Consider the following 23,528-nt stretch of genomic DNA (forward strand, 5'->3'; position numbering starts at 1 on the left):
AAACGACTTGCGCGTAACAAGTTCCGAGATTTTGAGGAGGCATAGCAGATGGGGTTCCCCGGCACCTGGATGACCGAGAGCGAAAGCATGGTTTACCGTGTTGTGCCGAAATGTGCCTGCTCGACCATTGGCCAGATCATGTACTATTCCGACCACGGCCAGTTCTTTGATGGCGACATTCATGATGCCAAGGATGGGATGCACAAATGGGCCTTTGACCATAGTCAGGGCATGATCTCGGCCAATGTGCGCAATCATGGGTCTTATGCGTTCACCTGTGTGCGCAATCCCTACACGCGGATCCTCAGCTCATTCTTCGACAAAATCTGTGGCATTCAGCGCAACGGCAAGCGGTACCGGGGCAAGCTGGTACCGACGCTGGTCTATAACTACGGGATCGAGGTTGGCGGCGACGATGGAAAGGGTGAGTTCGACCAGATCGCCAGTTTCCGCCGCTTCCTTCTGTTTGCGCGGGATACGATCCGGTGGCGCAGGCCGATGGACCCGGATATCCACTGGTCGGCCATGTCGGGGCATGTGTCGACCTTTGTGGTCAATGGCGGGCGCTACGACAACATTTTCTGGACCGAGAAGTTCAACGACGGGATGCAGCATGTTCTGGACCATATCGAAACCGCGCATCCCGTGACCCTATCCGAGATACCGAGGTTCAACGAATCCGAAGGCCACGGACCCAAGCGCGCTCACTCGGTCGAGGACTATTTCGACGATCTTTCGATGCATCTAGTCTATGAGATCTACAAACAGGATTTTGAGCTGTTCAAATACGATTTCGAAAACCCCGCAAACAAGATGCCGGTGGGTGAGATCGACTTGGATGAAATCCACGCGAAACTCGGGTCGTAGCCCTAGCTGATTTGGGGTAGGGGAATGCTCCCGCCCATCGTCAATCTCTCTGACGAGACATCTCCTCTGGTTGGGCCCGGCGCCACGCTTTGCGTGGCGCCGGGCCCAAGTCCGAACGGGGTATCGGCGTAGTCGATGGCTCGGAACGGGCGCGGGAGTATTTGGGATTGTTTCATTGGTCAACGAGGCGTCGATTCCCAGCCTAAAAGAAGTTGGGGGTCCCTCGACGTTCCGTTCGTGGGCGATGAGCTGACGCCCAGTTTCCGTATTCTGAATAGGCCCCAAGACGTGTCGGCCGCGTGAGTGTATCCCGAAGAGGGCAGTCCGATTGTGGGATTGCTCCATCCACCTCAAAAAAGGCCCCATCCGCCAGGCGGGTGGGGCCTTTGGATTTCGCTCCCGAAGACGTTACAGCTCGCGCACGGCACCTTTTGCTGCGCTGGTGGTCAGCTTGGCATAAGCTTTCAGCGCAGTGGACACTTTGCGTTTACGCGCTGCTGCCGGGGCCCAGCCTTTTTCGTCCTGAACCTTCCGCCGTTCGGCCAGATCCTCATCCGAGACCGCCAGATGGATCGAGCGGGCAGGAATGTCGATTTCGATCTTGTCGCCGGTCTGCACCAAGCCGATAACGCCACCTTCAGCCGCCTCAGGCGAGACGTGACCAATTGACAGACCCGATGTACCGCCCGAGAAACGGCCGTCAGTCAAAAGGGCGCATGCTTTGCCCAGACCTTTGGATTTCAGGTATGAAGTCGGGTACAGCATCTCCTGCATGCCCGGCCCGCCGCGCGGACCTTCATAGCGGATGACCACCACATCGCCCTCTTTCACCTTGCCGGTCAGGATGTCGCTGACCGCCTGATCCTGGCTTTCGCAGACGTATGCCGTACCGGTGAATTTCAGGATGTTCTCATCCACACCCGCGGTTTTGACTATACACCCGTCACGGGCAATATTTCCGAACAGAACCGCAAGACCACCGTCCTGGCTGAACGCGTGTTCCTTGGAGCGGATGACGCCGCCTTCGCGGTCGGTGTCCAGCTCTTTATAGCGGTTCGACTGGCTGAAGGCCTGCGTGGTGCGAACCCCGCCGGGGGCCGCTTTGAACAGCTCCTGCGCTTTCGGGTTGTTCGCAACTTTGATGTCCCAGTTGGCGATGGCCTCGCCCATGGTAGCTGAGTGCACGGTGCTGCAGTCTTCGTGCAGCAGCCCGGCGCGGCTCAGCTCTCCGAGGATCGAGAAGATCCCGCCTGCGCGGTGGACGTCCTCCATATGCACGTTCTCGGTGTTGGGCGCGACCTTGCACAGACACGGCACATTGCGGCTAAGGCGGTCCATGTCGGACATGTCGAAATCGACACCGCCCTCATAAGCGATGGCCAGCAGGTGCAGAACAGTGTTGGTCGATCCGCCCATCGCAATATCCAGCGACATCGCGTTCTCGAACGCATCAAAGGTGGCGATTTCGCGGGGCAGGAAGCCCTTCTCGTCCAGATCGTAGTGCCGTTTGGTGATCTCGACGATGCGGCGACCGGCTTCTAGGAATAGCTCTTTGCGGTCCGAATGGGTGGCAAGGGTTGAGCCATTGCCCGGCAGGGCCAGACCCAGGGCCTCAGCCAGACAGTTCATCGAGTTCGCCGTGAACATGCCCGAGCAGGAGCCGCAGGTGGGGCAGGCGTTTTCCTCGATGTGTTTGACCTGTTCGTCGGTGTACTTGTCGTCTGCTGCGGCAACCATCGCGTCGACCAGATCGATCTTCTTCACGTCCAGATCGGCGATGTCGATCTTGCCGGCCTCCATCGGACCGCCCGAGACGAAGATCGCCGGGATGTTCAGGCGCATCGCGGCCATCAGCATGCCGGGGGTGATCTTGTCGCAGTTCGAGATGCAGACCATCGCGTCGGCGCAGTGCGCGTTGACCATGTATTCCACCGAATCCGCGATCACCTCACGCGAGGGCAACGAATAGAGCATGCCGTCGTGACCCATGGCGATGCCGTCATCCACCGCGATGGTATTGAACTCTTTGGCGACACCACCAGCGGCCTCAACCTCGCGCGCAACCATCTGGCCCAGATCTTTCAGGTGGACGTGGCCGGGCACAAATTGGGTGAACGAGTTGACGATGGCGATGATCGGTTTGCCGAAATCGTCATCCTGCATACCGGTGGCGCGCCACAGGCCGCGGGCACCGGCCATGTTGCGGCCATGGGTAGAAGTTCTGGATCGGTACATTGGCATGATGCTGTTTCCCTTTTGCCCCGGTTGCGATATGCGGGGTGCATACGTTATAGCGCACGTACCACATGTGCGTTATAACGCACAACACAAATCGTTGGGCGCGGATATGGAATCGGACGAAATTACGCTGAAACTAAAGGAAGTGCGGGCGGCGTCGGGCCTCAGCCTGTCCAAAGTGGCCGAGTTGACGGGTGTCAGCAAAGCCATGCTGGGCCAGATCGAGCGTGGCGAATCAAGCCCCACCATCGCGACTCTGTGGAAAATCGCCAAGGGGTTTCAGGTTCCGCTGAGCGCCCTGATCGGGACTTCGGACGCACGCGCTCGGGGCGTGTTCCGGACCGTGACCTTTCCGGGCAGCATTCAGGTCAAGATCGTCTTTCCCTTCGATCCCGCCCTTGGGGCCGAGACCTTCCATGTCGAACTGGCCGCCAATCAAAGCCACGAATCCCCGGCCCACGCCGCCGGGGTGACCGAGGAGGTCTTCGTGTTGAACGGCGCACTAGAGGTTTTGCAGGATGGCAAATGGGTCGCCCTAAAAGCCGGTGAGGGGCTGCGCTTTGCCGCCGATCTGCCGCATGGGTATCGCGCTGGGCCAGATGGGGCGGCCTTTCTGAACATGCATCACTATTTTCAACCGGCCGAGCTGGCCTCGGTCGGGTAGCCCGGTCTTTCAGGATAATTTGCAATGACGGACGTGCTGAACAGCCTGACTATCGTGGATGCCGTGGGATCAGCCGGCGCGCTTATCGTGGTAGCGGCCTATTTTGCGACGCAGATGCGGATGATGAATTCCGACGATCTGGCCTTTCCGGTGATCAATCTGCTGGGGTCGGTGCTGATCGCCTACTCTCTGCTGCATAACTTTAATCTGGCTTCGATGCTGATCGAGGGGTTCTGGATTGTCATCAGCGTGATCGGGATAATTCAGTATTTCCGGCTGAAACGGCGTGCGGAATAGCGCTAACTCGGCTTGAATACGGCCCTTTGCGCGTATAGGGAAAACCCAACCGCGCTTAGGGGAGGCTTTGATGCAAGTCGATCCCAAAACCCTCGTTTCTACCGACTGGCTTGCCGCCCATCTAAAGGACCCGGATCTGCGGATTCTGGATGGATCGTGGTACTTGCCTGCGCAGAACCGTGATGCCAAGGCGGAATATGACGCGGCACATATCCCCGGCGCCCGGTTCTTCGATATCGATGACATTTCAGACCACCGTTCGGACCTGCCGCATATGGCCCCTCCAGTCGAGAAATTCATGTCGCGCCTGCGCGCTATGGGAGTAGGCGATGGCCATCAAGTGGTGGTCTATGACGGGGCCGGGCTGATGTCGGCCGCGCGTGTCTGGTGGCTGTTCCGGCTGATGGGGCAAGAGAATGTCGCCGTTCTTGATGGTGGTCTACCGAAATGGCAGGCCGAGGGGCGCGAGGTCGAAGACCTGCCGCCCGTGATCCGCGATCGCCATATGACGGTGCGGGTGCAGAACCATCTGGTGCGGGACGTGACTCAGGTCTCGGCGGCTGCCAAGCTGGCCGATCATGAGATCATCGACGCCCGCTCGGCCCCGCGTTTCGAGGGCACCGAGGCCGAGCCGCGCGAAGGTTTGCGCTCGGGCCACATCCCGGGATCGCGCAACGTGCCCTTTGGCCAATTGCTGAACAAGAACGGCACGATGAAATCGCCCGAGGATTGCCGCGCCGTGTTCGAGGCCGCAGGCGTGGACCTGTCGAAACCTGCGATCACCTCCTGTGGGTCGGGCGTGACGGCAGCGATCCTCAGCCTTGCGCTGGAGCGCATGGGCAAGAAAGACCACTCGCTTTATGACGGGTCATGGGCCGAATGGGGAGCCTTCCCAACCCTGGCCGTCGCAACCGGAGAGAACTGATGTTCGAGAACCTCAAGCCACAGCCAGCCGACAAGATCCTGGCGCTGATGCAGATGTACCGCGAAGACCCGCGCGATCAGAAGATTGATCTGGGCGTAGGCGTCTACAAGAACGCCGAGGGCGTGACCCCGGTGATGCGCGCCGTCAAGGCCGCCGAAAAGCGCATTCTCGAAGAGCAGGAAACCAAAGCCTATACCGGTCTGGCCGGTGATCCGGCCTATGCCGATGCGATGATCGGCCTGATCCTCGGCGACGCAGTACCGCGCGCCAATATTGCCGCCGTTGCGACCCCGGGTGGCACCGGTGCCTGCCGTCAGGCGTTCGAGATGATCCGCATGGCCAACCCCGAGGCCCGCGTTTTCGTGTCGAACCCGACATGGCCGAACCACCTGTCGATCCTGAACTATCTGGGCATGGAGACTGTCCAGTATCGCTACTTCGACGGCGAAACCCGTGGCGTCGATTTCGATGGCATGATCCAGGACCTGAAAACTGCCAAGGCGGGCGATGTGGTTCTGCTGCATGGTTGCTGCCACAACCCCACCGGCGCGAACCTCAACCTGGTGCAGTGGCAAGAGGTCGTGAGCCTGATTAACGAGCTTGGCCTCATGGCGATGATCGACATCGCCTATCAGGGTTTTGGCGACGGTCTTGAAGAAGACGCGCAGGCAACCCGTCTGGTGGCCTCGTCGGTCAAGCGCTGCCTGATCGCAGCGTCCTGCTCGAAGAACTTCGGCGTGTACCGTGAGCGTACCGGCCTGCTGATGGCGATCAGCGATGATGCGGCGCAAACCTCGCTGAACCAGTCGACACTGGCCTTCCTGAACCGCCAGAACTACTCGTTCCCGCCGGATCACGGCGCGCGCGTTGTAACCACGATCCTGACCGATGACGCCCTGCGTGCCGATTGGCAGGCCGAACTGGAAGAGGTCCGCCTGTCCATGCTGGGCCTGCGCCAGCAACTGGCGGATGAGCTGCAGCGCCTGACAGGGTCGGATCGGTTCAGCTTTGTCGCCCAACACCGTGGTATGTTCTCACGTCTGGGTGCTGCGCCCGAGCTGGTGGAGAAACTACGTGCGGACCACGGGATCTACATGGTCGGCGACAGCCGGTTGAACATCGCGGGTCTAAACGCGACAACTGTGCCTATTCTGGCAAAAGCGATCGTGGATGTAGGCTGCTAAGGCATCCTTTGGAAATCAAGAAAGCCGCGAAATTCGCGGCTTTTTTGCTTTGACGGTTAAGACTTGATCCAAGCCCACGCCTTATCAAGTTCGTCGGTGGTAAAGTGCTTTTCACCGATGTCGAGCATAGCGGCAAATTTCGCGTCGATCTCGACCAGGTGACCCAAGAACACGCTGTCAGCGACAATCGCCAGCTTACCAAGTTTCTTCACATTCTTGATGATCCATTTCAGATCAGTCATTGCGGCCTCAAATGTGGCAGAGACACCTTTGTCAACGACCACGAGCACTCTGATCTTGGCGTGATCTTTTAGTATGTCTTCGGCTTTTTCGATCAATTCACGTTCCTGCGTGATGTCGATTTTGCCGGAAATTTCTAGACCGAGGATATTGCCCTCGCTTTGGTCCAGCACCTTGTACATAACTCTCTCCCGATCTGATGTACGTCTTTGCGACCGTTGATTGGTCGGCTGTGTTCAGTGTTCAGCCATATACCAGAGTTGAGGGTGCAAGGGATCAACCAAAAGTAAAATGGCCCGGCATTGCGCCGAGCCATTCCAATGGTTTTATGAGTGGCACTTACCCTTTCGAGAACTCGGGGTAAGCTTCCATGCCCAGTTCCGCCATGTCGAGGCCGTTGATCTCGTCCTCTTCGCTGACGCGGATGCCAAGGATGGCTTTGAGGATGGTCCACAGGATCAGTGCGCCGACAAAGGTGAACACACCGTAGGCCGCGATACCCAGCAACTGGGTGCCCAGAGAGGCCTCGCCGTAGAAGATGACGGCGATGGTGCCCCAGATACCTGCGAACAGGTGAACCGGGATTGCGCCGACAACGTCGTCCAGCTTGAACTTGTCCAGCAGCGGGACAGTGAAGACCACGATGATACCGCCAACTGCACCGATCCACAGCGCACCGAACAGGGTCGGGGCCAGAGGTTCAGCGGTGATCGATACCAGACCGGCAAGCGCGCCGTTCAGGACCATGGTCAGGTCAGGCTTTTTGTACAGCAGTTGGGTCAGGATCAGGGCTGTAACAGCACCCGAAGCGGCGGCCATGTTGGTGTTGGCAAAGATGCGCGATACGTCCGTTACGTCACCCACGGTGCCCATCGCCAGCTGCGAGCCGCCGTTGAAGCCGAACCAACCCAGCCACAGGATGAACGTACCCAAAGTTGCCAGCGCCAGGTTCGAACCGGGCATCGGGTGCACTTTGCCGTCCTTGTACTTGCCGATACGCGGACCCAGAACGATCACGCCTGCCAGGGCTGCCCAGCCACCGACCGAGTGTACGACGGTCGAACCAGCGAAATCCGAGAAGCCAGCTTCAGACAACCAGCCGCCGCCCCACTGCCAGGAACCCGAGATCGGGTACAGGATACCGGTCAGCACGACCACGAAGATCAGGAAGGGGAACAGCTTGATCCGCTCGGCCACGGCACCCGACACGATGGACGCGGTTGCAGCAACAAAGACCAGCTGGAAGAAGAAGTCCGACCCGATCGAGGCATAGTCCAAAGCAGCCTCGGCAGGGTCAACACCAACCGGGTCCAGCACGGTTGGGCCACCGATGGCGAAGAAGCCGTTGAAGTCGCCCGGATACATCGTGTTGAAGCCAACCAGCCAGTACATGATTGCGGCGATGGAGAACAGCGCCACGTTCTTGATCATCTGCATGGCCACGTTCTTGGAACGCACCAGACCGCCTTCCAGCATGGCAAAGCCTGCCGCCATGAAGAAGACTAGGAAGCCCGCCATCAGGAACAGCAGGGTGGTGAAGATATACTGGGTGTGCAGCGCAGCTTCGCCTTCGGCGGCAGCCTCTTGCGCCAGACCCATCTGCGGCAGCGCGACAATCGCGGCAGCAGGGATGAGAGATTTCATCAGGTTCATAGTCAGTCCTCGAATGATAGTGAGTGTGGGCGCCTTACAGCGCCTCTTCGTTCGTTTCCCCAGTCCGCACGCGCATGGCCTGCTCGACATCGAGGACGAAAATCTTGCCGTCACCGATCTTGCCGGTCTTGGCGGTGTTGGTGATGGTCTCAACGATCTGATCGGCCATCGTTGCAGGTACCACGATCTCGAGTTTGATCTTGGGTACGAAGTTCACGGCGTATTCCGCGCCACGGTAGATTTCGGTGTGACCGGATTGCGAGCCGAAGCCCTTGATTTCGGTCACCATCATGCCGCGTACGCCCGCTTCGGTCAGTGCCTCGCGCACCTCCTCGAGCTTGAACGGCTTGATTGTCGCAATGATCAGTTTCACGTCTGTCCCCTCTACTACTCCGGATCGGGCCGGCTTGTTTGCACGTGCAGAAAAAGAGCGCGTGTCGGGGCGTTAAGGAACGATTCCCCGACGTGAAACCGGCTGAAAATGACGCAATATTGCACAATTTTTGCACAAACAGTGCTTGATGATTAAAAAATAGGCGAAAATGCGAAGGGTAGTTCCGGAAAATCGGACCTCAACATAGGCGGGACGTCAGGGTATGGTGAGGCAAAAGTATAAACGGGCAGAGTTTGAGCATGTCTGAGTCCAAGCGCCGCAAACCGACACTGGTCGCGGATAAAAGATACCCTTCGAAGGCACGCAAACCTTCGACGACCAAGCGGGCTGCCAAGCCTGCGGGCAAGAAGTCGACCGCCCGAAAAACCACGACCCGCAAGACGGCACGGAAGAAAACGCGCAAGCGGTCGGGCGGCAATGGTGGTGGCTTTTTCCGTCGTCTGTTCCGCTGGATCTGGCGTCTGGTCTGGGGCGTGACATGGCGCGTTGGGGCCGTGGTCGCCATGCTGATCGCGCTTGCGGTCGGGGTGGTCTATACCTCGCTGCCCGATGTCGATGCCTTGCTGGACGGTCGCGCTCGCGGGTCGGTGACGATGTTGGACCGTGATGGCAAGGTCTTTGCCTGGCGCGGGGACCAGTTTGGCGGGGTGATCACCGCCGATACCGTCTCTCCCCATCTCAAAAACGCGGTCATCGCGACCGAGGATAAACGGTTCTACCGCCATTTTGGCGTCAGCCCGCGCGGTGTGGCCAGTGCGGTTCGTATCAACCTGAGCGAAGGGCGCGGTCCGCTCTCGGGCCATGGCGGCTCGACCATCACACAGCAGACGGCCAAGCTGCTGTGTCTGGGTGTGCCTTATGACCCAGCCGAATGGGAGTCGGAGGCCGCCTATGAAGCGGATTGCCGTCAGGGCTCGCTCTGGCGCAAAGGCAAAGAGGCGATTTATGCGCTGGCGATGGAGGTGAAATACTCCAAGGATGAAATCCTGACGATCTACTTGAACCGCGCGTTTCTGGGAGCAGGCGCACGTGGATTCGAAGCGGCCAGCCAGCGCTATTTCGGAAAATCCGCGGCCGAAGTCTCTCCGGCAGAAGCCGCAATGCTGGCCGGTCTCCTAGTGGCCCCATCGCGCTATGCGCCGACGAACAACCTGCAGCGCTCGCAGGATCGGGCGCGACTTGTGGTTGGGCTGATGGAGGCGCAGGGCTACCTGTCCGGCGCACAGGCCAGTGAGGCGCGTGCCCGTCCCGCGCAACTCTCCGAAGCCGCTGCTGCCCGTGCAGGCGGCTATTTCGCCGATTGGGTCATGGCCAGCGGACCCGAGTTCTTCACCCGTAACACCACCGAGGATGTGGTGATCCGTACAACATTGGATCCGCGCATCCAGACCTCGGCGGAAGAGGCGCTGCAATTCATCTTTCAGGAGAAGGTCCGGGAAGGCTCCAAGGCGCAGGCCGCGATTGTCGTGATGTCGGCAGATGGGGCGGTGCGCGCCATGGTCGGTGGCCGCAAGACCCGCGTCTCAGGCGCGTTTAACCGCGCGACACAGGCGCTGCGGCAGACCGGGTCGTCGTTCAAGCCTTTTGTCTACGCTACTGCGTTGGAGCTTGGGTATTCGCCCTATGATACGGTGATGGATGAGCCCTACTGCGTGAACATCCCCGGATCGGGTCAATGGTGCCCCAAGAACTACACCAACAAATACTACGGGCAGGTCACGCTCGCGGATGCGCTCAAGAACTCTCTGAACATCCCCGCGGTGAAAGTGGCCGAGATTTCGGGCCTCGACAATGTGCGCACCGTCGCCACCGGTTTCGGGATCGCCAGCGATCTGGCGCAAGGCCCCGCGCTGGCGCTGGGCGCCTCAGAGAGCACGCTGATCGAGATGACGGGCGCCTATGCGGGTATTCTGAACGGCGGCTCGTCGGTTGAACCCTACGGCCTGACCGAGTTGAAGCTGCTGGGCGATGAAACCCCGGTGATGGTGACGACTACAGGGATTGGTGAGCGGGTGATCAATGACAAAGCCGCCAAGGAACTGATCTGGATGATGGAGCGTGTTGTGTCCGAGGGCACAGGTGGCCGTGCCCAGCTGCCGGGGTGGCAGGTTGCGGGCAAGACCGGAACAACGCAGGCAGCGCGGGATGCGTGGTTCATCGGGTTCACGGCCGACTACGTGGCCGGTGTCTGGATGGGATACGACGACAACACACCCCTGTCTGGCGTCACCGGAGGCGGGTTGCCGGCCGAGATCTGGAAAGAGACGATGCTGCGTGTGACCGAAGGGATGACGCCCACGCCTCTGCCGATGATCGCGCCAGAGCCACCGGTGCAGGTCGCGCAACCTCAGCCCCGCCGCACACAGGGTGGAGGGTTTGAGCGCGCCATCAACAACTTGATCCGGGATATCTTCGGCGGGAACTAACGCGTCGCGGTCCAAACACAAAAAAGGCGACACACTAGGTGCCGCCTTGTTCAATTCAAACGGAACGAGGATCAGACGCTGGCGTCCAGCGCGGCCAGGATCGCATCGCCCATTTCCGAGGTCGAAACCGGGGTCACACCTTCATCGGCCAACAGGTCTGCGGTGCGAACACCGTCGGCCAGCACTTTCTCGATCGCGGCTTCCAGACGGTCGGCCTCGGCCCCCTGATCAAAGCTGTAGCGCAGCGCCATGGCAAAGCTGAGGATACATGCGATCGGGTTGGCTTTGCCTTCACCCGCGATATCCGGGGCCGAACCGTGGACCGGCTCGTACATCGCCTTGGGACGGCCATTCTCCATCGGAGCACCCAGCGACGCCGACGGCAGCATGCCCAGCGAGCCTGTCAGCATGGCGGCACAGTCCGACAGGATGTCGCCGAACAGGTTGTCGGTCACGATCACGTCGAACTGTTTGGGCGCGCGCACCAGCTGCATCGCGCCGTTATCGGCATACATGTGGGAGACTTCGACCTCGGGGTAATCCTTGGCGACCTCGTTCACGACTTCGCGCCACAGAATGCCCGATTCCATGACATTGGCTTTTTCCATCGAGCACAGCTTCTTGTTCCGGCGCATCGCCAGTTCAAAGGCCGAGCGCGCAGCGCGTTCGATCTCGGATTCGGTATAGCGCTGGGTATTGACGCCCACGCGCTCATTGCCTTCTTCGAAGATGCCGCGCGGCTCGCCGAAATAGATGCCCGAGGTCAGCTCGCGCACGATCATGATATCCAGACCGGCCACAACATCGGTTTTCAGCGACGAGAAATCCGCCAGCGCATCAAAGCACTGGGCCGGGCGCAGGTTGGAATAGAGGTCCATTTCCTTGCGCAGGCGCAGCAAGCCACGTTCGGGCTTCAGGCTGAAGTCCAGATCGTCGTATTTCGGGCCTCCAACAGCGCCCAGCAGAACCGCGTCTACCTCTTGGGCTTTGGCCATGGTCTCATCCGACAGGGGTTTGCCATGGGCGTCATAGGCCGCACCGCCGACCAGATCCTCGCTCACGTCAAAGTGAAGGCCGCGATTGGTGTCGAACCATGAGATGATTCTGCGCACTTCGGCCATAACTTCCGGGCCAATTCCGTCTCCGGGCAGGATGAGGAGCGAGGGGTTGGACATCGACAGTCTCCTTGCGTTTTGTCGCAAAGGGCCTAGCGTCTGCGCCGCACCGGGTCAATGAGACGATCCGGATGAATCACGAGGAAAACACATGTTGATACCGGGAAATCCCGTTCCAGGCCTAAAAATTGAAACAGTCGGGCACGGGGTGTTCGATCTTGAGGCCGACAAAGGTGAAAACGGAACGCTGGTGATCCAGTATCGCGGCCTGCACTGCCCGATCTGTATCAAGCAGATGACCGAGGTCGAAGCGGCGCTGGATGGTTTTGCCGCGCTGGGCGTCGAGGTCATCATGATCACAACAGATACTGCCGACCGCGCGGCCGAGGCTGCTGAAAAGGCCGGTGTGTCCCGTCTGCGTGTCGGGCACAGCCTGCCGCTGGCCGCCGCGCGAGAGGATTGGGGTCTGAACATCTCAACCGCACGTGAAGGCAGTGCCGAGCCCGCTTTCTTTGCCGAGCCGGGGCATTTCTATATCGCTACGGACCGGACGCTGTACTACGCGTGGCAGCAGACAACGCCATTTGGACGTCCGGCGATGGCGGATATTGTTGGTGGTCTGAAATTCACCCTCGGCAACAACTATCCAGCGCGTGGTACCTATACAGGCCCGCTCTAGGCCTTATGGAAACGTGATATCAACCCACACCAGCCGGTGACGGCTGGCGCGCTGGGCGGTCTCGCGCATCGGGTCCTCAGGCTTGGGCCAGAACACGCCCGAGTTAACAACCTGCAGGTCGGCTGAGGGCAGGGCATAGTCCACCCTCAGCTCTCCGACAGCTTTCCAGTTTACAGTTGCGTCGTCACCCTCTGCGGTTTTGGGCTGGGGGTCTTGCAGGCGGGGGTCGGAGAGAAGCGCGGCGATGGTCTCGGTGCGTCCGTCGCTCTTGCCGGGGTCCAGATTGGCGTCGCCTGCGATGACAAAAGGGCCATCCGGAACGGGGCCAAGCCGCCCGTCCAGCAGCAGGGACCAGAACCGGATCTCATCGCGATTGCGCAGGCCATTGCGGTCCTCTGGCCCGTCGAAGACCGGTGGAGTGGCGTGAAAGGTCATCAGGTTCAGGCGACCAAAAGGCGTGTTGACGAGAACCACCCAATGCCCGGTGGAGGACAGCCTCTGCACCGCTTGCGCCTGCGCTGACGGGTAGGGTACGCCATTCACGACCGGCAGTTCAGCGCCGGGAAGCTCAGACCACAAGAGAGGCGCAAAATCCTGCGTCTCGTCCTGTTCGATCTCATAACGGGACAGAACGGCCAGCCCGCCATGACCCGTGAACAAGCCCCAACCCTGCGAGTCGCCCGGCCCTTGAGTGCGTCCGTCTCCGTCCAGATCCAGACCGCTGTCTATCCCGGTATTGGGCTGCGCGGCAAAATGATGTGGATAATCCAGCCCCGCCGCGCGCAGCGCATCGGCCAAAGCGGTCAGTGCCAGGCCATCCATATCCCAGTCGATCCCCTGCAACGCTAGAATGTCAGGCTGGACGGCCACCAAGACATCAACAACGGCCTGAACCTGTGCGTCATCGCGTTGAATATCACGCAGCAGCAACCCGGGGCCTTTGCGGCTCAGTTCGGTGTTATAGGTGGCAACGCGCACGGTCTCTGCCTGTGCGGCCAGAGGCAGCATCAGCAGGATCAGGGTACGGATCATGCGGTCTGAGTGGACTCGGTCGTGGAATAGGCGCGGCGTTTTTCGACGATCAGCCCGGCAATTCGCAGGGTCGCCATACCGCGCATGATCATACTTGCGGGCAGGAAGGCCCAAGCGCACATGGTCCAGATCAGGGTCTGAGGGTTGCTTAGTGAGATCGGGAGCAAGATATTTGTCAGTAGCTTCATCACTGCCGGGATCAAGAAGGGCAACAGAATGCCGATGCAGATGTTCAGGCGCCCATCGCGCTGCAGGCGTGTTACCACGTCACCGCCCTTGGTCGGGTCGAACAGAGGCAGGTTTGTCCACACATTGAACGCCCCGTTTCCAGTCGGCCAGCCGCGCAGTTTCACAGCATAGGCGAAGCTTGCGATGGTCACCAATGCGGCCATGTAGGCGATGCTGGCAGCGACACGCACAAGCTCAACCAGCGGCTGGGCAGCATCTGCGGGCAGCATCAAAACGATCAACCGAACCGGCGAATAGGGAAAATCGACTACATTCGCGACGGACAAGCCCATCGCGTAGGAAAAGCGGGTCATCTCAGTCGGCGCATAGGCGTTTTTGCAGATCAGCGTCAGGAACGTGACCATCGACATCAGGCCAACGAACCGCAAACGGTTCACCGGCGGCGCATCACGGAATTCGATAAAGCTGGGGAAGGCCGAGTTATATTCGGCAAAGGTCAGGATGAACGCGAGGATCGCGAGGAAGACAATGACCTCGGTCCCGTTCGTCGATGAAACTGGCAGGTACAACGCGGGGGTCAACATCATAACGGCGACCAAAATCCCACGTATCGCCGCCCCTGTCGTGCGTGCAATCACTATCCGAACCCTTTTTCAAAGGGAATTATATACTTAAGTAACATTTATGATTGACGGACTCCGACGCATTTGTTACATTTTAATAACATTCAGGAGTGTAAAAATGACAAAAGCACCGGGAAAATCAAACCGCAAGGGCCTGACCTTCCTACAGGTTGCTGCAATGTTCGGTAATGAAGAAAAGTCGCGTAAGTGGATTGAGGAACTACATTGGCCAGATGGTCCGTTTTGCCCGCATTGCGGTTCTTTCAACGTGCAGTCAGGCATCAGGCATCCAAGCATGACGCACAGGTGTCGTGAGTGCTCCAAAAAACCCATGTTTACGGTTCGGGTCGGCACGATCCTTGAGAATACCCGGCTACCATATCGCACATGGGCCATTGGTATTTACTTGTTCACAACTAACCTTAAGGGCGTATCTTCGATGAAGTTGCACCGTGAGCTTGGTGTTACGCAGAAGTCCGCGTGGTTCATGCTGCATCGTCTTCGGGCTGCAATGGAGGCAAACATGCCTTGGTTTAATGGCCCAGTCGAAGCAGATGAAACCTACATAGGCGGCAAGGAAGGCAACAAACACGCGAAGAAGAAACTCAAGGCTGGACGTGGCGCTGTTGGCAAGGCTGCTGTTGCTGGTATCAGGGATCGCGAAACGGGTCAGGTTGTTGCCAAAGTGGTAGAGAGCACAGACAAAGAGACCTTGCAGGGGTTTGTGAACGAGCATGCCGTCGAAGGAGCAACACTCTATACCGATGAGGCTAGTGCCTACAAGGGCATTGACAGGCCGCATGAGGTGGTAAAGCACTCAGTGGGTGAATATGTCCGCGATCAGGCGCACACCAACGGGCTGGAAAGCTTTTGGGCTCCTATGAAGCGGGGTTATAATGGCGTCTATCACAAGATGTCGCCCAAGCATCTGCAACGCTATGTGGACGAGTTTCAGCACCGTCACAACAACAGGCCAAAGGATACAATCGACCAAATGGGCGGCGTTGTGCATGGGATGGCTGGAAAGAACCTGCCTTACAAGAAGCTAATCGAGGATAACGGATTGAATAGCGGAGCGCGGTCATGAGCGTCGGAACTTCGCAAAGTACTGCCGGGGTATTTTCCAACACGCGCACGGTGACCGTGCCAAAGCTGGTGCTTCCCGATGTCCTTAAGCCCAACACGCGCCTTAAGATGGACGGTCTTGAGTTCCTTTCCGCTATACCTGCGGACGCAGTTCCAGTCGCATTCTTCGATCCCCAATACCGTGGCGTGCTTGAAAAGCTGGCATATGGGAACGAAGGCAAAGTTCGTGGAAAACGCCGCAGCGCCCTACAGCAAATGCCGGAGGAGGCCATCGCCAATTTTATTCGCGGAATAGATCGTACGCTTATCCCATCAGGCCATCTCTTTTTATGGGTGGATAAGTTTCACCTTTGCCAAGGTATTCACCCGTGGCTGGACGGAACGAGGCTGGACATTGTGGATCTTTTAACGTGGAACAAGGGTACATTTGGTATGGGCTATCGCACTCGGCGCAGAGGAGAATACTGCATAGTACTACAGAAACAGCCGCGTAAGGCAAAAGGCGTGTGGAAAATACATAACATTCCAGATGTAATTCAAGAACAAGTATCCCAGCGGGATCACCCACATTCCAAACCAATAGACATACAAGGTCAACTCATGGCCGCCGTGAGCCACGAAGGCGATTTTGTAATTGATCCGGCTGCCGGGTCGTTTTCGGTTCTGCAAGCGGCACGAAACCATGGCCGCACCTTCCTTGGTTGCGACTTGAACGGTTAGATTATGGCACGATTACGGGATGCCAAACCAAAGAACACATCTGGTTCTTACGCCCGGTTGTTTGGGAATGAAGCGTTAGGTGAATTGGCCAGCAAGATACAGTCAGCTGTAATCTCATCGGGGTCAGAACTGGAATCGATGATCGTGGAAGCTGTTCCCAACATCCCTAATCTGGACACCTTTTTGGAACAAGAAATCATGCCTGAGGGCGTGTTGCTTGCCCGAAAACGTGAAATTAAACGAAGTCGGACCTTGGATTTTTCGGGATCAGAGCCTGACTTTATGGTTTTCAAGCGCCGAAAAGGCGAGCAAAACTGCCATATAGTTGAGTTGAAGGACGGTCATGTGTTCGACACAAAAAAAGCTAGCGCAGAGAGGCAGTCAATGCACGGGTTCATTCAACGCAACGCCCAGCATATTCAATATCGGTTCCAGGCACACTTTTGTGCTTTCAATCAAGAAGACAAGCAAGCGATCTGGGAAGGATTCAAGAAGAGAATTTCAATCGATGAGGCAATGACAGGTCGGGAGTTTTGTGATTTGTTGGAAATTGATTACGACAGTATTGTGCGGGCGCGTCAGGCCGACGGCCCCGACAACGTAGAGTTTTTGTTGACCGAACTGGCTAAAATTGAACCAATCCAAACCCGCTTGCGAGAACTTCTCGGCTAAAACCAATGTATTCAATTTAGGAATTCGCATGACAAACCAACGTTACAATGCAGACCTGCCTGAACCCGCCGATCTGCACATCAGATCGAACAAATATCAACCGACCAAGGCTGAGTTGGAAGAAGAAATCGACATGCCTGAAATGTCATTGGATGAAATCAGGGCTGCATTCATGCGGCCAATGAGTATCAAGAAGCCTGATTAAAGAGAGCGCAGAGTGCTAAAATACCTTGCGCGGTTTTCGTTTTTATCGCGTCAATATGCGACAGTCCACTATAAAAATGTTACTTAAGTATATAATTCCCATATGAATGCGCTTGCTGTCCTCCGGCGACCACTCGGCGGCACGGGTCAAAGGCGCAAAGACAGCGCCGTTCTCCACATCCTTGCCCAGATCCCAAGGGCGCTGTTTGTTGCGCTCGCGGATCTGAAGATCGCGACGGGTCATATCCAGCGCGCATCCATAGCCATATACCGCTTCCCACGCCTCTGCAGGGGTGGCGCGGAACACGGGGCGACCGATGGCGACGGCCAGCTCCATTTCATGATGGTAGTTTTCGGTGCCCGGCGGGTACGGCACGCTGGCTCCGGTCAGAACGGCGTTTTCGGGCGACTTGGTGAAGTAGAACGGTGCCTCACGATCTACCTCGTGGCCCATTTCAGCGGCATGCGCCGCATAGTTGCGCCCAACGCAGAAAATCCGACCGATGGGATAGGTTGCCTGTTCGCCGACCACGGGGATCGAGATTGGTTCGGGTAGTGAAAACAGATGCGGCATGGCGATCCCCTGAATGTTGCGCCGCGCAGCTTATCGTCTGGCACGCAACTGGCAAGCCGTCGCGATGCGCCGGTTCACGCCGACATTTGCGGCGAGTTCAGGCGCAAAGCCGCCCAATTTCTACAGCGGCGCATCTGGGCGTATGAATCCCTTGGAAACAGGTAAAATCGGGCTAGATCGCCTATTAGATTTTAGAATTGATGGCACCCCCACCACCTGCCCGGCACAGAAGTTCTGCCGGAAAGATCAATACGACTGAAGTGACCTGAAGATACCTCTTGCGGACGGCTAAACATGTCGGCATTGGGACGTGAACGTATCGGAGACGGCAGGCGAAGACGCCCATCCCCCTGGGATTTTCGTCCGTGTTAGACCCTGTTTCCTGACTTCCGACATTTTTTCGTATAAGTCATTGATATTATTATGCCTTGGTTGCCAAAAGGCACTACACGGACTTTTTTCGCCAGCGATTGTTTCGGAGTGTTGAGGGAGCTCAGGCTTTGGTCTGGCCAGTTTTTCGGGTGCGCCCGGGGGGTATCTTGAAAGGGGCTTCGTTCCAGGTCAGGCCGACGCAGGTGAGGATGCGTCTGGCATCGACCGTGGCATGGCTTGGCATGCCGTAGCGGTCAGGGGTGCCTTTGTGGCGCAGGATCGAGAGCTGCAATGCGTTCAACTCGTTGCGGATACGAGCCGGGCTCATCGGGTGTCCGAGCAGGTCCAGATGCTTGCGCAGGTGCTGCAGGCAGCAGAAGGCCATGTAGCAGATGGCGATATGGGCCCGGACCCGACGCGGCGACCAGTGATAGATGGGCCGGATTTTCAGATCGTGCTTGTTGGTGCGGAAGCAGGCTTCGATCTCCCACAACTGGTGATAGCGGGCAATGACGTCCTGTGCCTCCAGTTCGTCCGCACCATGAACAACAATGGCATGCAGCCCGTCCCATTGTGCCGCTGCCTTGATCTTTGCATCATCCAGCGTGACGTCCCCGCTGTCGGGGAAGGCCAGGAAGCGGCCATATCCCCGGCTGCTGAAGCTGCCGGGTTTGCGAGAGCGCTTGAGCTTCTTGTGCAGCTTTTCGATTGCCTTGTCGCGCTTGTGGGCATCATTGCGTGCCCGGGTGGGTGACCAGGTCACAATGACCCGCGCTCCCTCCTGGTCGATCACCTTGTACCAGCCCTTCTCGGTTGCCTCTTCAGAACCGTGTCCAGCCCAAGGCTGGCGTCCCTCCGGGCTCAAAATGTTCGCCTTCACGGCGGCCGGGGCGGACTTCATGCGATAGCCGAGGATGTAGGGCAGACCCTTGTTCTGCAACATCTGCTGGTTGTCCTTGCTGAGCATGGCGGCATCGGCCACGAACGTGACCCTGGCCACGTCGAAGCGTCCCTCCAACGCCTTCAGCGCAGCTTCCAGCGTATGACCTTCCCAGGTGTTTCCCGGGAAGAGTTCATAGCCCACAGGCAGCCCATCGGAGGTGACGATCAGCGCCAGCATGACCTGAGCGCGGTGATGCTTGCCATCCTTGCTGAAGCCCTTGGCCAGAAGATGATCCTGCTCGACCCCGTCCGCATCCTCGGCCGGGTCCTCGCGCTCGGTGTCAAAGGCCAGGGTCGTGCAATCGTAGAACAGCACGGTCACTGGCCCGCCCAGCAACTTCTCTGCCGCCGCGTGAGAGGTTTTGCAAATCCCGTCTATCACCGGCGTATTGATGTAATCCATGCTCCGATAGACCACGTCCAGATTGAGCGTGATGCCTGCCTGGTTCTCCAACGCCTCCACGGTCGCGCGCTTGCTCTCGGGCTGTGCGATCCGCGCCATAACCAGCTCTTTCACAATGCGATTGGCACTTTTACGCGCCGCCCCCAGAAGGGCCCCCCAACCCAGTTGGTCATACATCGTCCCCATGACATCCCGCAGACCCAGAGAGACCCGCGCCTCCTCACGGCACTCGGCAAGATCAACGCCAAGCTTGTCCGGCCGCGGAGCGCGGCGCACCAGCGCCTGCAGATCGGCATATTCCGTGGGCGTGAACAGTTCCATTTGCGGCGAGCGATCAATGCGTAATTGCTCCATCAAGCGGCCCGCCAGACGCTTGATATCCTCAATCTCGCTGTCGTTATGGGCCACACCCACATGGCGCAGGATCTTCTGGCGTACCTTGGAGCCGGTGCGGACGGATTCAACGATCTGGATCCGTGTGCGGTTGAGCTTTGCGTCATGTTTGGTGCGGATGAACATGGGCGAAGAGGTTAGCCATCTGAAGGCCCATGGCAATACTTTTTATAATAATGGGGCACTACAACGCGCCTCTGAGCAACCACACCTGAAAACAAACCAAAAACCCAGTCAGATCAACAAAAAGGTCGGAAGTCAGGAGGTAAAATCGGGCTAGATCGCCTATTAGATTTTAGAATTGATGGCACCCCCACCACCTGCCCGGCACAGAAGTTCTGCCGGAAAGATCAATACGACTGAAGTGACCTGAAGATACCTCTTGCGGACGGCTAAACATGTCGGCATTGGGACGTGAACGTATCGGAGACGGCAGGCGAAGACGCCCATCCCCCTGGGATTTTCGTCCGTGTTAGACCCTGTTTCAGGGCAGACGCGCCCTCCGACACGTGGGCCGGGCCGTCGGGTAAGACGACACGCAACGGCCTTGGGCCAGGCACAGAATCCAACCCGGGTCTGGCCACCCCGCCGGAGAATTCCCCCTACCTGCTCCGGCGGGGTTTTAGCTCAGCGGCTCACTCTTTGAAGTTTTTCAGCTCGTTGAGGATATCAAGAAGCGTTTCATGCTTTTCAGGACCAAGATGCGCGCGCATGCGATCGGCCTGTTGAACAATCCCCGTCAGATTGTCCTGAATGATCTGTTCCCCCTTCGCGGTGATCTCGACAATCTGACGACGCCGATCTTTGGGGGTGACAGCGGCGCTTGATCAGGCCCTTGTCTTCCAGTTTTTGCAGGATGCGCGTCAGGCTGGGCAATAACAGGCAGGCCCGTTCCGAGATATCAGTCGGTTCGCTTGCACCTTCTTCTTTCAGCAAGCGCAGCACGCGCCACTGCTGCTCGGTCACCCCGGCATCAATCAGCAGTTTGCGAATAGGACCCATCACCCGTTCACGGGCGCGCAACAACGCGATGGGAAGGGATCGCGACACCAAGGGGAGTTGATCGGACATGCTGAATCATCGCCGAAAAAGCGGCAAGTCTCAAGTCGCCCCGAGAGATAAGGTTTGTAAAATACTGATAAGTAAAAGTTTAAAGCCAAATCCGGTAAGCTACACCCGCATCGCCTCGGCAGCTTTTGCATATCCACCCGAAGCACCATCCACGAAATGAACATGATCGTCCCGCATGGCTGAGGGGACGAAGCAGGTCATCATCGCCTCATCCTGTACATGCAGGCCGTAGCGGATTTTGCCGCGACCGCGGGCTTCATCCAGCATACACTGGAGGCGGTCCAACGTGGCAGGGTCACAGTCCAGTGTCATTTTGAGGCCATCGTCGAATTTGCGGTAGTCCGCATTTTGGCTGACCATGCGCCGATAGTGGCCGGGTTCGAACTGCCCCAGCCGCTTGCCCGTCAGAAACAACAGGGCGATCAACAGGTTCTGCCCGAGCAGTTTGAGTTTTTGCGCAAACAGATTGCCCCCTGCGCGCGAGACATGAGCATCCAGCCCAACATCCGGCGGCGGCCATGTCATCGGAGGACCGTTTTCCGGAACCGGATGCCCCGAACGATCCAGTTCGGCGGCCATGGTGACAACAGATTGCGCCAGATCCGCAAAATCCCGCTCTGTCGCCTGGGCCGTCGGCTGCACCACGACCGAAACGATCTGACCATGCTGCGCAGGACTGTTGGACCAGCGGCAGGACAGGCCGGTCAGGTTTGGCTGCGCGCTGGGCGCCGCGGGGTCGACTGAATAGTGACCGGATTTCATCTGCGCCTCGGCCCAAGCCAGGCCTCCGCCCGAGAACATGGCATAGTCCACCCCGGTGGATGGGGCATAGCGAGCCACCCTCAGGTCTTTTCCAGCCTTGCGCAACTCGGCCACTGGAACCAAGGCCGCGCGCAACGGCATCTCAAACTCTTCTTCGGCCCAGCGCCGCAGGGTTGCCAACGCTCCAGCCGCGATATCCACCGCACTGGGGGGCACGGCAAAGCCAGCCCCATCGCCACCAAAGACATAAGGAAAAGGTTTGCTTTCCAAAGCGTTGATCATAGCTGAGATCACCGCAGCACCGACCATGTTGACGGTTTTGTACCGTCCCTGGGCGATCTGCGCGGTCGAATCCACGATGTCGGCAACACCCACAACCCAATCGTCCGGAACTGAGGCAAACTGCGCCGGGTCCGACAGAAGGGTAAAATCGCGCCAAAGCGGCAGGGACTCGTAAAAATCTGAATGGAGGTCTTTCATCGTCCCCCCTTTGTTCCAATTGGAGGTTAAGCTAGCCCGAATGTGATCGCTGTCCTCCCCTTGCAACATAGTACACGTGCTTGTGCGTTTTGCCACGGCGTGCCAATCAGGGCGGTGGAAATGCGCAGGAAAGGGCCGTTCATGCAGGCAGGTTTGGTTGTACTATGTCTGGCTTATGTCCTGAGCCAGTTTTTTCGCGCGTTCCTTGCCGTTCTCAGCCTTGATCTGGCGCGTGATATCGGCGCCTCGCCCGAAGATCTGGCCTTCGCCTCGGGCCTGTGGTTTCTCGTCTTTGCCGCGATGCAGCTGCCGGTGGGCTGGGCGCTGGATCGCATTGGACCGCGGCTCAGCGCATCCGTCTTGCTGCTGATCGGCGGTGCCGGAGGGGCGCTTGTTTTTGCCGCCGCCACCAGCCCGCTGCATGTCAGCATCGCGATGGCTCTGATCGGCGTTGGCTGTTCGCCGGTTCTGATGGCGTCGTATTTCATCTTTGCGCGCGAGTTCCCTCCGGCCCGGTTCGCGACACTTGCGGCGCTGATGCTCGGAGTGGGCTCGGTCGGCAATCTAGTCGCCTCGTACCCCACCGCGCTTGCGGTCGAGATGATGGGCTGGCGCGCCACGATGGTTGGGTTGGCGGTCTTGTCCGCCGCAATCGCCTTGGGCATCTGGTTCAGCGTGCGTGATCCGAAAAAGGTCGAGACCGGCCACAGAGGATCTTTACTGGATCTGCTGAAAGAGCCTGCCTTGTGGCTCATCCTGCCGTTGATGCTGGTCGCTTACGCCCCGGCGGCGGCACTGCGCGGGCTTTGGGCGGGGCCATATCTGAACGACGTGTTCAACCTGACCACAACGCAGATCGGCACGGCCACGCTGGTCATGGGAACCGCGATGATCGCGGGAACTTTTGTTTATGGCCCGCTGGACCGTCTTCTGGGCACCCGCAAATGGGTGATTGTCGGTGGCAATGTCCTCTGTGCAGCTGCGCTTGGCCTTTTGTGCCTGTGGGTCGATAGCGCTGTCTGGGTGTCGGTCGTGATGTTGTCGCTGATCGGATTTCTGGGCGCGAGCTTCCCAGTCATAATGGCCCATGGTCGCGCCTTCATCCCGCCGCATCTGACCGGGCGCGGCGTGACTTTGCTGAACCTTTTCGGCATCGGCGGCGTAGAGCTTGCGCAATTTGCCACCGGGCAAATTCACGCCGCCTATGCGGGCTCAAGCCCCACGGCCCCCTACACGGCGATATTCGGCTTTTTCGCGGTGACCCTTGCCATTGGATGCGTGATCTATCTATTCAGCCGGGATAGCGTCGACTGACGCACCGAT

General features: G+C 58.4%; 24 protein-coding genes and 1 pseudogene. 14 read left to right on the top strand and 11 right to left on the bottom strand.

Annotation, left to right across the window (positions count from 1 at the left end):
- The first annotated feature begins 48 nt into the window (after nt 1-48).
- Complete coding sequence (locus ACOERD_RS23365; protein WP_419740648.1) at nt 49-867, top strand: sulfotransferase family protein; 819 nt, start codon at nt 49-51, stop codon at nt 865-867.
- 408 nt (nt 868-1,275) lie between these two features.
- Here the strand turns inward: ACOERD_RS23365 and ilvD are convergent, their stop codons facing one another.
- Nucleotides 1,276-3,108, bottom strand: coding sequence for a dihydroxy-acid dehydratase (gene ilvD / locus ACOERD_RS23370; RefSeq protein ID WP_170555175.1), 1,833 nt, complete (start codon nt 3,106-3,108; stop codon nt 1,276-1,278).
- A 106-nt stretch (nt 3,109-3,214) separates the two neighbouring features.
- Between ilvD and ACOERD_RS23375 the strand changes: the two genes are divergently transcribed.
- The 4 genes from ACOERD_RS23375 (at nt 3,215) to ACOERD_RS23390 (ending at nt 6,175) form a co-directional block, all read left to right on the top strand.
- Nucleotides 3,215-3,769 (top strand): helix-turn-helix domain-containing protein, encoded by a 555-nt coding sequence (locus ACOERD_RS23375; protein WP_419740649.1) that lies wholly within the window; start codon nt 3,215-3,217, stop codon nt 3,767-3,769.
- Nucleotides 3,770-3,793: 24 nt separating this feature from the next.
- On the top strand, nt 3,794-4,066 hold the full coding sequence (locus ACOERD_RS23380) for a CBU_0592 family membrane protein (protein ID WP_419740650.1): 273 nt from the start codon (nt 3,794-3,796) through the stop codon (nt 4,064-4,066).
- A 70-nt stretch (nt 4,067-4,136) separates the two neighbouring features.
- On the top strand, nt 4,137-4,991 hold the full coding sequence (sseA, locus tag ACOERD_RS23385) for a 3-mercaptopyruvate sulfurtransferase (RefSeq protein ID WP_419740651.1): 855 nt from the start codon (nt 4,137-4,139) through the stop codon (nt 4,989-4,991).
- Nucleotides 4,991-6,175, top strand: coding sequence for an aromatic amino acid transaminase (locus tag ACOERD_RS23390; protein ID WP_419740652.1), 1,185 nt, complete (start codon nt 4,991-4,993; stop codon nt 6,173-6,175). Before sseA ends, ACOERD_RS23390 begins: the two co-directional genes overlap by 1 nt.
- Before the next feature lie 56 nt (nt 6,176-6,231).
- Here ACOERD_RS23390 and ACOERD_RS23395 read toward each other — a convergent pair whose 3' ends face one another.
- The 3 genes from ACOERD_RS23395 to ACOERD_RS23405 all read right to left on the bottom strand — a co-directional run bounded on the left by ACOERD_RS23395 (nt 6,232) and on the right by ACOERD_RS23405 (nt 8,441).
- Nucleotides 6,232-6,597 carry an STAS/SEC14 domain-containing protein gene (locus ACOERD_RS23395; RefSeq protein WP_419740653.1) on the bottom strand — a complete coding sequence of 122 codons (366 nt, stop codon included), beginning with the start codon at nt 6,595-6,597 and terminating at the stop codon, nt 6,232-6,234.
- A gap of 157 nt (nt 6,598-6,754) precedes the next feature.
- Nucleotides 6,755-8,068, bottom strand: coding sequence for an ammonium transporter (locus ACOERD_RS23400; protein WP_419740654.1), 1,314 nt, complete (start codon nt 8,066-8,068; stop codon nt 6,755-6,757).
- 34 nt (nt 8,069-8,102) lie between these two features.
- Nucleotides 8,103-8,441: a P-II family nitrogen regulator gene (locus ACOERD_RS23405; protein ID WP_170379789.1), complete on the bottom strand. Its 339-nt coding sequence runs from the start codon at nt 8,439-8,441 to the stop codon at nt 8,103-8,105.
- A gap of 260 nt (nt 8,442-8,701) precedes the next feature.
- Between ACOERD_RS23405 and ACOERD_RS23410 the strand changes: the two genes are divergently transcribed.
- Nucleotides 8,702-10,888: a transglycosylase domain-containing protein gene (locus ACOERD_RS23410; protein WP_419740655.1), complete on the top strand. Its 2,187-nt coding sequence runs from the start codon at nt 8,702-8,704 to the stop codon at nt 10,886-10,888.
- A 71-nt stretch (nt 10,889-10,959) separates the two neighbouring features.
- On the opposite strand, the gene leuB is transcribed toward ACOERD_RS23410, so the two are convergent.
- Nucleotides 10,960-12,063 (bottom strand): 3-isopropylmalate dehydrogenase, encoded by a 1,104-nt coding sequence (gene leuB, locus ACOERD_RS23415; RefSeq protein ID WP_419740656.1) that lies wholly within the window; start codon nt 12,061-12,063, stop codon nt 10,960-10,962.
- Between the two features lie 91 nt (nt 12,064-12,154).
- On the opposite strand from leuB, the gene ACOERD_RS23420 reads away from it, so the two are divergent.
- Nucleotides 12,155-12,682 carry a redoxin domain-containing protein gene (locus ACOERD_RS23420; protein ID WP_419740657.1) on the top strand — a complete coding sequence of 176 codons (528 nt, stop codon included), beginning with the start codon at nt 12,155-12,157 and terminating at the stop codon, nt 12,680-12,682.
- 3 nt (nt 12,683-12,685) lie between these two features.
- Here ACOERD_RS23420 and ACOERD_RS23425 read toward each other — a convergent pair whose 3' ends face one another.
- Both ACOERD_RS23425 and ACOERD_RS23430 read right to left on the bottom strand, forming a co-directional pair.
- Complete coding sequence (locus tag ACOERD_RS23425) at nt 12,686-13,714, bottom strand: endonuclease/exonuclease/phosphatase family protein (RefSeq protein ID WP_419740658.1); 1,029 nt, start codon at nt 13,712-13,714, stop codon at nt 12,686-12,688.
- Complete coding sequence (locus tag ACOERD_RS23430) at nt 13,711-14,490, bottom strand: hypothetical protein (protein ID WP_419740659.1); 780 nt, start codon at nt 14,488-14,490, stop codon at nt 13,711-13,713. Before ACOERD_RS23430 ends, ACOERD_RS23425 begins: the two co-directional genes overlap by 4 nt.
- Before the next feature lie 154 nt (nt 14,491-14,644).
- Here ACOERD_RS23430 and ACOERD_RS23435 point away from each other — a divergent pair, with 154 nt between their 5' ends.
- Genes ACOERD_RS23435 through ACOERD_RS23450 form a run of 4 tightly spaced genes read left to right on the top strand, consistent with a single transcriptional unit; the run spans nt 14,645 to nt 17,209 of the window.
- Nucleotides 14,645-15,613 carry an IS1595 family transposase gene (locus ACOERD_RS23435; RefSeq protein ID WP_419737678.1) on the top strand — a complete coding sequence of 323 codons (969 nt, stop codon included), beginning with the start codon at nt 14,645-14,647 and terminating at the stop codon, nt 15,611-15,613.
- A complete protein-coding gene (locus ACOERD_RS23440; RefSeq protein WP_419737677.1) occupies nt 15,610-16,332 on the top strand; it encodes a DNA methyltransferase in 723 nt (240 codons plus the stop codon). The genes ACOERD_RS23435 and ACOERD_RS23440 overlap by 4 nt, the downstream gene beginning before the upstream one ends.
- Nucleotides 16,333-16,335: 3 nt before the next feature.
- On the top strand, nt 16,336-17,004 hold the full coding sequence (locus ACOERD_RS23445) for a hypothetical protein (RefSeq protein WP_419737676.1): 669 nt from the start codon (nt 16,336-16,338) through the stop codon (nt 17,002-17,004).
- Nucleotides 17,005-17,032: 28 nt separating this feature from the next.
- A complete protein-coding gene (locus ACOERD_RS23450; protein ID WP_419737675.1) occupies nt 17,033-17,209 on the top strand; it encodes a hypothetical protein in 177 nt (58 codons plus the stop codon).
- A gap of 93 nt (nt 17,210-17,302) precedes the next feature.
- Here ACOERD_RS23450 and ACOERD_RS23455 read toward each other — a convergent pair.
- Nucleotides 17,303-17,782 (bottom strand): annotated as a pseudogene (locus tag ACOERD_RS23455) (fumarylacetoacetate hydrolase family protein); the annotation flags it as partial.
- Nucleotides 17,783-17,795: 13 nt separating this feature from the next.
- Between ACOERD_RS23455 and ACOERD_RS23460 the strand changes: the two are divergent.
- Complete coding sequence (locus ACOERD_RS23460; protein WP_419740660.1) at nt 17,796-18,041, top strand: hypothetical protein; 246 nt, start codon at nt 17,796-17,798, stop codon at nt 18,039-18,041.
- 234 nt (nt 18,042-18,275) lie between these two features.
- On the opposite strand, the gene ACOERD_RS23465 is transcribed toward ACOERD_RS23460, so the two are convergent.
- The gene (locus ACOERD_RS23465) at nt 18,276-20,018 is read right to left on the bottom strand and encodes an IS1634 family transposase (RefSeq protein WP_419737624.1); all 1,743 of its coding nucleotides are present in this window, start codon (nt 20,016-20,018) and stop codon (nt 18,276-18,278) included.
- On the opposite strand from ACOERD_RS23465, the gene ACOERD_RS23470 reads away from it, so the two are divergent.
- Nucleotides 20,011-20,172: a hypothetical protein gene (locus ACOERD_RS23470; protein WP_419740661.1), complete on the top strand. Its 162-nt coding sequence runs from the start codon at nt 20,011-20,013 to the stop codon at nt 20,170-20,172. The two genes, ACOERD_RS23465 and ACOERD_RS23470, sit on opposite strands and share 8 nt — an antisense overlap.
- Nucleotides 20,173-20,582: 410 nt before the next feature.
- Here ACOERD_RS23470 and ACOERD_RS23475 read toward each other — a convergent pair whose 3' ends face one another.
- Nucleotides 20,583-20,963: a MarR family transcriptional regulator gene (locus ACOERD_RS23475; RefSeq protein ID WP_419740662.1), complete on the bottom strand. Its 381-nt coding sequence runs from the start codon at nt 20,961-20,963 to the stop codon at nt 20,583-20,585.
- A 99-nt stretch (nt 20,964-21,062) separates the two neighbouring features.
- Nucleotides 21,063-22,205: a DUF3095 domain-containing protein gene (locus tag ACOERD_RS23480; protein ID WP_419740663.1), complete on the bottom strand. Its 1,143-nt coding sequence runs from the start codon at nt 22,203-22,205 to the stop codon at nt 21,063-21,065.
- A gap of 141 nt (nt 22,206-22,346) precedes the next feature.
- Here ACOERD_RS23480 and ACOERD_RS23485 point away from each other — a divergent pair, with 141 nt between their 5' ends.
- Nucleotides 22,347-23,519, top strand: coding sequence for an MFS transporter (locus ACOERD_RS23485; protein ID WP_419740664.1), 1,173 nt, complete (start codon nt 22,347-22,349; stop codon nt 23,517-23,519).
- Nucleotides 23,520-23,528: the final 9 nt, after the last annotated feature.

This window comes from Ruegeria sp., from assembly GCF_965199275.1.
Classification (GTDB): domain Bacteria; phylum Pseudomonadota; class Alphaproteobacteria; order Rhodobacterales; family Rhodobacteraceae; genus Ruegeria.